An 11,682-nucleotide genomic window follows, 5' to 3' on the forward strand; every position below is an offset into this window, starting at 1 on the left:
ATTCCACACTGCCCAAAGAGCTGGATGAGGCTGCGCGTATGGACGGAGCAGGCCCTTTCCGCCTGTTCTTTCGCGTCATGTTTCCGCTGTCGAGGTCGGCTACCGTTGTGGTCGTACTATTTTCCTTCGTTTGGAACTGGAATGATTTTTACTTTCCGTCACTCTTTATGTTTACTGCGGAGAACGTACCTCTCTCCATTACGCTGGCAAGAATGGCTGGCGAGATGAAGCTGGCTGAAGGGGCAGGGGAGATTACGGTTTATGCCGAAGCGATCAAGATGGCGGCCTCTTTCCTAATTATTATGCCGCTGCTTGTCGTGTATTTGTTCGCTCAGCGGTGGTTCATTGAAGGGGTTGAACGGACAGGATTGGTAGAATAGTAAATCAAAAAAACATTGACATTACGAAGTTGAGATGATAAATTCTTAGCACTTACTATAATCCTTATAAAACCAATTGGTTTAATTGGAAATAATCGACCGGATAGCCGGAGATTGCCTTAGGGCAGCTCTGGCTATTTTTTTTGGGAATTGAACAACGGTAATTAATTCGAAAATGACTTAAGGGGAGTCGTGCGATGAGTGGATCGGAGAGAAAACTAAATCTTAATGCGTTTCTGGCCGCATCAGGCCATCATGAAGCATCGTGGCGGCATGCGGATACGCAGCCGGAGCGAGGCGTTGATATTAAGCATTACTTGAAGCTGACTCAAATTGCCGAACGCGGCTTGCTCGATTCTGTATTTCTGGCGGATGGCTACTGGGCGGGATCGGGATCGCTTGAACCGTTCACCATGCTGTCAGCATTAGCAGCAGCAACCAAACATATCGGTCTAATTGCAACGGTAGAAACGACCTATAATCAACCGTTTCATATCGCAAGGAAGTTTGCATCCTTAGACCATATTAGCAAGGGTCGTGCAGGCTGGAATATCGTGACGGGAGCGGGACCTGCTGCAGAGCAGTTCAGCAGGGAACAGCATCCGGAGCATCATGATCGTTATGAATCAGCGGAGGAATTTGTAGAGATCGTCAAGCAGCTGTGGGACAGCTGGGAGGATGACGCGCTGCCAAATGACAAGATCAGCGGCATCCTGATCGATGAAGCCAAGGTTCATACGATTGATTATGCTGGGAAGTATTTCAAAGTAAAGGGACCGCTAAATATCGCGCGACCGCCGCAAGGTTATCCTGTACTTGTTCAAGCGGGCTCATCTGAGACGGGCAAGGAATTTGCCGCTAAGCTGGCGGAGGTCATTTTTACTGCTCAACTAACCTTCGAGGAGGCAGCAGCTTTTTATAAAGACGTGAAGTTACGTTTGGCGAAGTATGGCAGGACGACGGATCAGCTGAAAATATTGCCTGGACTTAGTCCGATATTGGCGGATACAGAGGCAGAGGCGCAGGATCTGGAAAATGAGCTGTTTGCGTTTATCGATCATGAAGGGGCGATTAAGCGGTTATCGGGTCGCTTAGGCGTTGATTTGTCTAATCATTCACTTGATGACCTTGTCAATCTGGAGGGCGCACAAACGACAGATCAGGTAAGCGGCATGAAGAGTCGTCACCAGCTTATTTTGGATTTAGTAGAACGCGAACAGCCGACGCTCAGGCAATTGATCAATCGCTTAGCAGGGGCAAGAGGGCATTTTACTTTTACGGGTACACCGCTGCAGCTGGCTGATGTCATTGAAAAGTGGTTCAAGAATGGGGCGGCCGATGGCTTTAATGTGATGCCACAGGTGTATCCGAGCGGGCTGGAGCGCTTTGTCGATAAAGTTATCCCTGAGCTGCAAAATCGCGGATTGTTCCGTACCTCCTATGAAGAGCAAACGCTGCGCGGAAATCTAGGTTTAGCGAGACCTACAAATAGCTGGCAGGCCAAAAAAACGGAAGAAGAGGTGCATTCCTAATGAGTGAAGCGAGTCGAAAGGTTCATTTGAATGTTTTTTTGAGAGCGACAGGCCATCATGCGGGAGCTTGGCGGCATCCAGATGCGCGTCCGGATTTGGAGCTGGACATTGATTATTTAGGGCAGCTGGCTCGAATTGCTGAGCGAGGCAAGCTGGATTCCGTATTTTTAGCAGATGGATATGCAGGCGGCGGCAGCAAGCTGGAGCCGTTTACGCTGCTCGCAGCACTTGCTTCTGTAACGGAACATATCGGCKTGATTGCGACAGTCGGGACCGTATATAACGATCCGTTCCATGTCGCAAGGCAGTTCGCCTCGCTGGATCATATTAGCGGCGGCAGAGCTGGCTGGAATATTGTGACGGGTGCGGGCTCAGCTGCCCATAACTTCAGCAGAGACGAACATCCAGAGCATGCGCAGCGCTACGAGACGGGCGAGGAGTTCGTGGAAGTGGTGAAGCAGCTATGGGACAGCTGGGAAGACGACGCCCTTATTTTCGATAAAAAAGCGGGTAAATTGCTGGATGCAAATAAGGTGCACGAGATCAACTTCAAAGGCCATACCTATTCGGTGAAGGGACCGCTTAACATTCCGCGTCCGCCGCAAGGTTACCCGGTGCTCGTGCAAGCAGGCTCCTCCGAGCAAGGCAAGGAGCTGGCAGCGAAAACGGCGGAGGTTATTTTTACGGCGCAGCAAACGTTCGATGCAGGCCGTGCCTTCTACTACGATGTGAAATCACGTTTAGCGAAGTATGGGAGAACCGTTGATGAGCTCGTTATTTTGCCAGGGCTCGCTCCGATTGTGGCTGATACGGAAGCGGAAGCGCGCGAGATCGAGGAGGAGCTGCATGCTTTTGTAGATACAAGGCGTGCACTTGATAGTTTATCGGAGCGATTCACGGTGAATTTGAATGATTATCCGCTGGATGCGCCGGTGCCGCTGGGTAAAGCAAAACCTGCTGAGGAGTTCAACGGCATTCGCAGCAGGCAGGAGGTTATTATCGATGCGGCGCGCAGAGAAAGCTTTACGATTCGCCAGCTTCTTTATCGCAGCAATGGAGGACATGGGCATATCACGTTTACCGGGTCTGTGCTTCAAACGGCCGATTTTATTGAAAAATGGTTTAAAAACCATGCGGCTGATGGCTTCAACGTGCTGCCGCAGCTCTTTCCTACAGGGCTTGAGACCTTTGTAGACAAGGTCATTCCAGAGCTGCAAAACCGTGGGTTATTCCGTACCGAATATGAAGGCAAGACGCTTCGTGACAGCTTAGGGCTACAGCGTCCTGCCAATACGCGCCATCTTCAGCAAATATAAATAAATAATAGAAATGAGAGGATATAGGATGAAGAAACTAGGGGTTATCATCGTCATATTTGTTCTTGCAGCATCGATCTCCGCATGCGGGGGAGACAATAACGCACCTGCAAAGCAGAATGATGCATCAGGCAAGAAGGAGGCAACGAACAGTGCGACCGAAACCGCGGATTTCAAGAAGCTTGGGGATGAGCCGCTGAAATTATCGTTTTATTCCACTGGCGCTACCTTTACAGACGTGGAATTCGAAGCAATGATTGCAGGTCCCATTCATGCGAAGTATCCGAACGTAACCATTGAACGAATAACGCCAGCAGCGACGACGACTCCGGAGGAAGTGCTGTCCACACATGTGCCGGACATTATATTTGGCAGTGTGCAGCAGCGGGTTATTCGGACGGGTGTATATCAGGATTTAAGAGAATTAATCAAAAAACATCATTTTGACGAGAGCCGTCTCAAACCGATTGGCTACGACTATATCAAGGACATAACGAAGGGCAAAGGAGATGCGGTTCTCGCACTTCCTTTCAATATCAATCAGCATGTTTTGTATTATAACAAAGATATTTTTGATAAATTCGGCGTTTCTTATCCAACCGAGAAGCAGTTGACATGGGACGAAGCGGTCGAGCTTGGCACGAAGCTGACCAGAACAGAAAACGGCATTCAATATATCGGGCTTGTTGTAGACAATTTAACTGGTTTGGGTAAATCGCTGGGCATTCCTTACTTGAACCGCGAGACGGGGCAGGCTGCACTCGATACGCCGGAATGGCTTCGTGTCTTCGAGCTGCAGAAGAAGATTTTTGAAATACCGGGTTATGTCGCGCAGGACGGCACATGGAACTGGACTCGTGACCATTTCATGAAGGATCAAAACATTGCCATTCGGGTTTCTTGGCTTGCCAATATGGTTGGTCCGCTTGAGGAGCTGCGCCAACAAGGTGTGGAGTTCAACTGGGATATTGCGCCGGCGCCAAACTTCAGCGATCAGCTTGGCAATACAAGAGAAGCGCAAATCCACTCGATTGCGATCAACAGCCAAAGCCCGCATCAAGATGAGGCGTTTCAAGTGATCGCGGAAATTTTATCGGATGAGGGGCAGCGGATTACTGCTAAGAACGGACGTGTTCCAGCTATTATCAATCCGGAACTGGAGAAGGATTACGGCTTAGAAATACCGGTTCYACAAGGCAAAACCGTTCAGAATGTTTTTATTGGGAAGCCCATTCAAGAGCATTTCATTCATCCTTATGAATCGAGCATTACGATACGGCTTACCGAAGCAGCTGAGGATCTTGCCATCCATGGTCTAGATGTTAACTCGGCTATACGCAAAGCAACGGATGCGATCAATAAAGATGTAGAGACTTTAAAAACGACGATCGGTCAATAAGCAGACGATGGAGAGGGGATTAAATATGGGAGAATCGGAGCGCAAATTAAATCTCAACGCCTTTTTGTTCGGGACCGGCCACCATGAAGCTTCATGGCGGCTCCCGGAGGCGGAGCCGAGCCGCAACCTTGATTTCGAGCATGTGCTGCAAATCGTTCAGACGGCTGAAAGAGGACTAATGGATTCCGTATTTTTGGCTGATGACTATATCGGACGCTCCAATAAGCTCGAGCCATTCACGGAGCTGGCTGCGCTGGCAAGCAGGACGAAGCATATCGGTTTAATTGCTACGGTTGGCACTACGTATAATGAACCTTTTCATGTGGCGCGGAAATTTGCCTCCCTAGACCACATAAGCAAAGGCAGAGCGGGCTGGAATATCGTTACGGGTGCTGGATCAGCCGCACATAATTTCGGGAGGGAGGATCATCCCGATCATGCACTGCGTTACGAGGAAGCAGATGAATTCGTAGAAATCGCCAAGCAGCTGTGGGACAGCTGGGAGGATGAGGCGGTCATTAATGATAAAACGTTAGGAACTCGCGTCCATAAGGACAAAGTCCATACGATTGATTTTAAAGGGAAATAATATTCGGTGAAGGGACCTCTAAATATCGCAAGGCCGCCGCAGGGTTATCCTGTGCTGGTGCAGGCGGGTTCCTCGGAGAGCGGCAAGGAATTTGCGGCAAAGGTAGCGGAAGTTATTTTTACCGCGCATCAAAGCATTGAAAGTGCTCAGCAGTTTTATAAGGATGTAAAAGCAAGACTGCCGAAGTATGGAAGAGAGGCGGACCAGCTGAAGATTTTGCCGGGTATTAGCCCGATATTGGCAGACACGGTGGAGGAAGCGAGAGAAATCGAGAGCGAATTATTCAATTATGTAAATAAAGATGGTGCAATTAAACAGCTATCGGAGCGATTAGGCATTGATTTATCCGCGTATCCGCTTGATGAGCCGCTTTCTTTGGAGGGTGTGCGTGAAACGGATGAGGTTAATGGCAACAAAAGCAGGCATCAGCTTATACTGGATCTCGTTCGCCATGAGCAGTTAACGCTGAAGCAATTGATTAATCGTCTAGCAGGAGCCAGAGGGCATTTTACGTTTACAGGTACACCTCTTCAGCTTGCAGATGTGATTGAAAATTGGTTTGTTAACGGCGCTGCTGATGGGTTCAATGTTATGCCACAGATTTTCCCGAGCGGCCTTACGCAATTTGTAGATAAGGTGATTCCAGAGCTGCAAAATCGCGGATTGTTTCGGACGGAATATTCGGGAACGAGCTTGCGAGAGCAGCTTGGATTGAAGCGGCCGGCGAATATTCGTTATGAGAGTAAAGCTGTACTTTAAAAGACTAGGTGAGAGCTTGTTGGCTATTAAACGACACAGCTGTACCTCATGATAGAGGAGAGAGAGTTTAATCATGAAAAAACTTACGATAGGCGTAGTTATTTTAATGTTGTTTGCTTTATTGGGGGCTTGTGCCAGTAAGGATAATACACCGGCCAATAAGGCTGGGAGCAATGCAAATAAGCAGCAAGAAACGAACGCAGCCGTAGCGGAAGAAGCGGACTTTAAAAAGCTTGGCGACGAGCCGCTCACGTTAACCCTTTTCAGCACGAGCGGTACTTTTCCAGACGTGGAATTTAATACGCTCATCGCGGACCCGATTAAGAAAAAATATCCAAATGTAACCATCGAAAGAATAACGCCTGCAGCAACAACTACAAATGAAGAAGTGCTTTCCACACATGTTCCAGACATTATTTATTCCTCCTCTTCGTCCCATCAGCGCATTATTCGAACGGGCGCCTATGAGGATTTGAGAGAGCTGATTAAACGCCATCATTTTGATGAGAGCCGGATCAAACCGATTTTGTATGACTACATCAAAGATATAACGAAAGACAAGGGAGGCGAAATCTATGCGATTCCGTTTAACTCCAATCAGCATATCCTCTACTATAATAAAGATATTTTTGATAAGTTTGGTGTTCCGTATCCTACAGAAAAACAGCTGACCTGGGATGAGGTGCTGGATATTGCTGCAAAGCTGACTCGTACGGAGAATGGCGTGCAGTATATTGGTCTATCGGTTGATAACCTAACGGGGCTAGCCAAAGGGCTGGGCCTGCCGTACGTCGATCATGACACGGGAAATGCTGCACTCGATACGCCCGACTGGCTGCGCGTGTTTGAGCTTAATAAGCGCATCTTTGAAATTCCTGGTTACGTAACGCCAGATCATACTTGGAACTGGGGACGCGATCAATTTATGAAGGATCAAATTATCGGCATGCGGGTAACTTGGCTGGCGAATATGATCGGTCCGCTGGAGGAGCTGCGTCAGCAGGGCGTTGAGTTTAATTGGGATTTCGCTCCGGCACCAAACTTTAGCGACCAGCTGGGCAAAACTAGGGAGGCGCAAATTCATTCGCTTTCGGTGAACAGCCAGAGCAAGCATAAGGATGAAGCTTTCCAAGTCATTGCTGAAATTTTATCGGATGAGGGCCAGCGGATTTTATCTAGAAATGGCCGGGTTCCGGCTGTTATTAATCCAGAGCTGGAGAAGGAATATGGACTGGACATTCCAGTGCTGCAGGGTAAAACGGTGCAAAATGTGTTTATTGGCGAGCCGCTGCAGGAGCATTATGTTCATCCCTACGAGCTAGAAATAACGACAAGATTGACAGAGGCGGCTGAGGATTTAGCCATCAACGGGTTGGATGTAAACTCTGCGATTCGCAAAGCAACGGAGGCCATCAATAAAGACGTTGAAACGCTCCGAACGACAATAGGAGATAAGTAGATTAGAGAGCCAGAGCAAAGGTGCAGCGTAAAATGCGGCCCCTTTGTTTTGTGCTGTTCATTTAAGTAAATTGGAATGCGTTAAGGAAGGAAAGCGAAGGAGCAAGTGAATGTAACATTCATTTGCCCCTGCTTTATTACGTATGCTGCTGGATATGAGGAATAATGCATCGGCATGCTTGGCGTAAGCCTGCAACGAAGCCGAAAGCGGGACCATGAGTAAAGGTCGCTAGTGGGCCGGCAAAGTAAAGTCCAGGTATGCTGCTTTCAAATTGCGCGCTTAGCAGAGGGAATTTTGCATTAGAATACGGCTCTCGCTCGATATGCTGCAATACATGGGGCGGCAGAAAAGGTACTTGGTCAAGATTGATCTGATAGCCGGTAGCGGCAATAACATGATCGACGAGGCGAGTTTCATTGTTTCCAAGCTGAAGCAGCACCTTGCCATCAATCGTAGCTTCTGCATGTGTAATGGCTGCGCCGCCAGTCATCGTCACTTTCCCTTCTACGTAGGGCTTTAAGAAAGGAGCAACACTGCTTTGACGCGGTGTATTTCGCCGCTCCGCCTTGAGCTGGTCGGGCTGTAGATAGAACTGTTCAGCGGAGTCGATGAGCTTCTGGCCAGATTCGACATTATCCTCGCTTGAATACTGAACGGCGTCACGCCGGAACAAAAGCTCAACTTCGCTTCCAGCCATATGAAGCAGTGCGGCAGCTTCCCAAGCGCTTTGGCCGCTGCCGATAACAGCTACCTTCTTGTTTGCGTAGGGCTTAAAATCACGATGAGCGAAGGTGTGGGAGATGAGCTGAGGCGGCAACGAGCTTAGTACTGGAGGGATGTAGCTATAATGCTGCAAACCTGTAGCTATGACAACATGCTTGGCTTGATATTGCTCACCTTCGTGAGTGATCACGCTGAAGCCTGAGGATGAATAATGAAGCTCTGATACGTGCTCCGATGTGAAGGAGATGTCGGTTTGTTTGGCAAACCATAAGGCATAATCAACAAAATGAGGACGAGGAAAGGGAGGCTGCAGTTCTATGCCGGTTTCGCAGCTAAATCGTTCAATGGTGAATTCATCATCCTTATCGGAGAGACTGATGTAGCGGGGATGGGTGCGAATGAACATATTTTGCGGCATTTGCTCCTTCCAGAAAAACATAGGTTTGCCCAAAATAACATAGGACATTTTGCTTGCGGCTGCATGAGCAGCAAGTGAAATTCCGTAGGGGCCGGCGCCAATAATGATGAGATCAACCACAGATTTCACCTCCATTAGAGTTAGTTTGATTTTATGCTGAGTATTATACTAAGAATAATGTGTTTTGCAATACACTTTTTTCAAAAAGGTAGGACAAATCATATTGCGAACAACAATGATGATTGACAAAAGATTTATTACGTGATAAATTTTCAGTACATTTTTCACACTAAAACAGTTTGAATAATCGGAATTATAGTTCTACCGGAAAACCGGAGACAACAGTTGATCTGTGTCTTCGGTTTTTTTGTTTCAAGAGCACTTATTCATGTAGAGGAGGTAAAGCAATGAATGAAGTTATTGATTTATTAAAAAACCATCGCTCCATCCGCAAATATAAAGACTCCCCCATTCCTGAGCAGCATTTGGAACAAATCATATTGGCAGGGCAAGCAGCCTCCACCTCATCCAATATCCAAGCTTACAGCGTAATTGCTGTAAAGGACTCTGGGCGGAAACGAAAGCTTGCGGAGCTTGCTGGCAATCAGCAGCAAATAGTTGAAAGTCCGGTGTTTCTCATCTGGTGTGCCGATCTAAATAAAGTCAGATTGGCAGCAAGGCTGCATGAGGATGTAGAGCTTCGTCAGAACGTGGAGCTGTTTCTGCTCGGAACGATTGACGCGACACTAGCTGCACAAAATGCGGCAATCGCTGCGGAGTCGCTTGGTTATGGGATCGTTTATATCGGTGGAATTCGCAATAATCCTCAAGAAATAACTAAATTGCTTGAACTGCCTGAGCTTGTTTATCCGGTGTTTGGCATGTGCGTAGGCGTTCCTGATCAAGAGCCTGATCTTCGTCCAAGATTGCCGCTCGCAGCTGTCTATCATCAAGAAACGTATAAGCAGAGCGGGTTGGAGGATGAAATTATTGCTTACGATTCGATCACTCGGGAGTATTATGCTACGCGCAAAGGTGGAGGCAAAGGCGGAGAGCAGGAAACAAGGTGGTCTCGTGAAATGTTAAGAAGGTTTAAGTCGGACCGGCTGCGTGATCATTTGCATGACTTCCTTGTAGGTCAAGGGTTCAAGCTGAAATGAATTTATTTATAAAAGGCACAATCCATACCATACGACCGGACCACCGGAGATTTAGCTGACGATAAGCTAAGTCTCTTTTTATTTAGTTAGACTCATTTTATTTGGATTCTTATCTTGTTTATTAATCTAACGTGAAAAACTCCAGCTAATTTTGAGAATTAATCAGATTGGTGCCATTTAACAGGAAAAGTTCCTCTTAAATAGGCGGAAATAAGCGATTTTATCAGCAAATGTCTAAATTAACAGGAGAAATTCCTGTTAACTCTCTTTTCTATTCGAATTCCGCTGAATGAACAGGAGAAATTCCTGTTAAGTACTCCAATGGCACCAAATATCGTGGTGAAGAAACGATGCCTGAGCAGCAGCATTGAACTTAAAGTGTTTTCATAATGAACCGAAAATGAGGGATGGCAAATGAGCGAGATTAAGCGGGACAAGAAGGCGCATTTTAACGTGTTTTTGCGTGGAGCGGGTCATCATTCTGCCGCGTGGAAACACCCGGATTCGAATCCAAAGGAAGATTTGGATTTGGAGTATTATGCGAACATAGCAAAGATAGCGGAAAGAGGGCTGTTTGATTCTTTGTTTACAGCCGACAATTATTCCGGACTTGGCAGGAGACTGGAGCCATTTACGCTTCTCTCTGGGCTTGCTGCGCTGACTAAGCATGTTGGGCTTATCGCAACCGTCAGTACAACCTATAACGATCCTTACCATGTAGCGCGGAAATTCGCTTCGCTGGATCATATCAGCAAAGGGCGGGCTGCTTGGAATATTGTAACGGGGCATTCGCAAGATGATGCTGAAAACTTCAATAAGACGGAGCACCCAGACGTGCAAAAGCGCTACGAAATTGGCGATGAATTTGTTGAGGTGACGAAGCAGCTTTGGGATAGCTGGGAAGAGGATGCGCTGATCTATGACAGAGCCGCAGATGTCTCATTGGACAAAAGCAAAGTGTACGAAATTAACTTTAAGGGCAAATATCACACGGTAAAAGGACCGCTTAACATCCCTCGGCCACCGCAGGGGTATCCGGTTCTAGTGCAAGCGGGCTCCTCGGAAAACGGCAAGGAGCTGGCAGCCAAAACAGCGGATGTTATTTTTACGGCACAGCAAACATTAGGTGCTGCCCAGGCGTTTTATACGGATGTGAAGGGAAGATTGCAGAAGCATGGAAGGACGCCGGATCAGCTGCTTATTATGCCAGGGCTTAGTCCAATTGTTGCTGATACGGAAGCAGAAGCCCGCGATATCGAAGACGAGTTTAATGGATTGCTGAATACGAAGCAAGCGTTAAAGCGGCTTTCAAACTATTTTACAGTCGATTTGTCAGAATATCCGCTTGATAGTCTTGTTCCTGTCGATAAAGCAAAGCCATACGGAACGATAACGACAGGAATTACAAGCCGGCAGGAGGTAGTGGTGGATGCCGCGGTACGAGACAAAATGACGATTCGGCAGTTTCTTGCTCGAAGCGCAGCCGGTCATGGTCATGTATCGTTTACGGGTTCTGTACTGCAAACGGCTGATTTCATTGAAAGCTGGATTAGAAATAACGGCGCGGACGGCTTTAATATTTTGCCGCATATTTATTACAGCGGGTTGGAGACGTTTGTTGATAAGGTCGTTCCTGAGCTGCAAAATCGCGGACTCTTCCGAACGTCCTATGAGGGCAAAACGCTGCGCGAGAATTTAGGGCTGGAAAAGCCGGAAAACAAACATAAAGCGATATGGGCTTTAAGCAGGGAAGCAGAAAAGATAAACGGCTGATTTCCATAACGAGGCAGCAGCTCTCATTCCGCTGCCGCAGCTGAAAACTAACGTTTGTATACATTTGAGGAGGTTATTCATATGGCGATTCAATATCGAAATTTAGGCGCAAGCGGATTAAAGGTTAGTGAGATTAGTCTCGGGAGCTGGCTGACGTATGGCGGTTATGTCGAG

Annotated in this window: 8 protein-coding genes and 1 pseudogene; 8 read left to right on the forward strand and 1 reads right to left on the reverse strand. The window is 47.5% G+C overall.

Annotation, left to right across the window (positions count from 1 at the left end):
- From AC1DSE_RS20270 to AC1DSE_RS20295, 6 genes and pseudogenes are all read left to right on the forward strand, one after another.
- On the forward strand, positions 1 to 380 hold a 380-nt coding region (locus AC1DSE_RS20270; protein ID WP_477528092.1), incomplete at its 5' end, for a carbohydrate ABC transporter permease.
- 197 nt (positions 381 to 577) lie between these two features.
- Positions 578 to 1,912, forward strand: a complete 1,335-nt coding sequence (locus AC1DSE_RS20275; protein ID WP_477510650.1) for an LLM class flavin-dependent oxidoreductase — start codon at positions 578 to 580, stop codon at positions 1,910 to 1,912.
- Positions 1,912 to 3,228, forward strand: a complete 1,317-nt coding sequence (locus AC1DSE_RS20280; RefSeq protein WP_477528093.1) for an LLM class flavin-dependent oxidoreductase — start codon at positions 1,912 to 1,914, stop codon at positions 3,226 to 3,228. The genes AC1DSE_RS20275 and AC1DSE_RS20280 overlap by 1 nt, the downstream gene beginning before the upstream one ends.
- Positions 3,229 to 3,256: 28 nt before the next feature.
- Positions 3,257 to 4,627 carry an ABC transporter substrate-binding protein gene (locus AC1DSE_RS20285; protein WP_477528094.1) on the forward strand — a complete coding sequence of 457 codons (1,371 nt, stop codon included), beginning with the start codon at positions 3,257 to 3,259 and terminating at the stop codon, positions 4,625 to 4,627.
- A 25-nt stretch (positions 4,628 to 4,652) separates the two neighbouring features.
- A pseudogene (locus AC1DSE_RS20290) lies at positions 4,653 to 5,975 on the forward strand (LLM class flavin-dependent oxidoreductase).
- Between the two features lie 73 nt (positions 5,976 to 6,048).
- Positions 6,049 to 7,434, forward strand: a complete 1,386-nt coding sequence (locus AC1DSE_RS20295; protein WP_441883633.1) for an ABC transporter substrate-binding protein — start codon at positions 6,049 to 6,051, stop codon at positions 7,432 to 7,434.
- A gap of 136 nt (positions 7,435 to 7,570) precedes the next feature.
- Here the strand turns inward: AC1DSE_RS20295 and AC1DSE_RS20300 are convergent, their stop codons facing one another.
- Entirely contained in the window at positions 7,571 to 8,695 is a 1,125-nt protein-coding gene (locus AC1DSE_RS20300) for an NAD(P)-binding domain-containing protein (RefSeq protein WP_477510647.1), read from the reverse strand.
- A 287-nt stretch (positions 8,696 to 8,982) separates the two neighbouring features.
- Between AC1DSE_RS20300 and nfsA the strand changes: the two genes are divergently transcribed.
- On the forward strand, positions 8,983 to 9,735 hold the full coding sequence (gene nfsA / locus AC1DSE_RS20305; protein ID WP_477510646.1) for an oxygen-insensitive NADPH nitroreductase: 753 nt from the start codon (positions 8,983 to 8,985) through the stop codon (positions 9,733 to 9,735).
- A gap of 414 nt (positions 9,736 to 10,149) precedes the next feature.
- A complete protein-coding gene (locus tag AC1DSE_RS20310; protein WP_477510645.1) occupies positions 10,150 to 11,508 on the forward strand; it encodes an LLM class flavin-dependent oxidoreductase in 1,359 nt (452 codons plus the stop codon).
- Positions 11,509 to 11,682: the final 174 nt, after the last annotated feature.

This window comes from Paenibacillus sp. 01L418 (assembly GCF_056400045.1).

Excerpts from the sequence above, each read along its gene's own strand:
- nfsA (WP_477510646.1), top strand. The coding sequence starts at position 8,983 with ATGAATGAAGTTATTGATTTATTAAAAAACCATCGCTCCATCCGCAAA.
- AC1DSE_RS20310 (WP_477510645.1), top strand. The coding sequence starts at position 10,150 with ATGAGCGAGATTAAGCGGGACAAGAAGGCGCATTTTAACGTGTTTTTG.
- AC1DSE_RS20275 (WP_477510650.1), top strand. The coding sequence starts at position 578 with ATGAGTGGATCGGAGAGAAAACTAAATCTTAATGCGTTTCTGGCCGCA.
- AC1DSE_RS20295 (WP_441883633.1), top strand. The coding sequence starts at position 6,049 with ATGAAAAAACTTACGATAGGCGTAGTTATTTTAATGTTGTTTGCTTTA.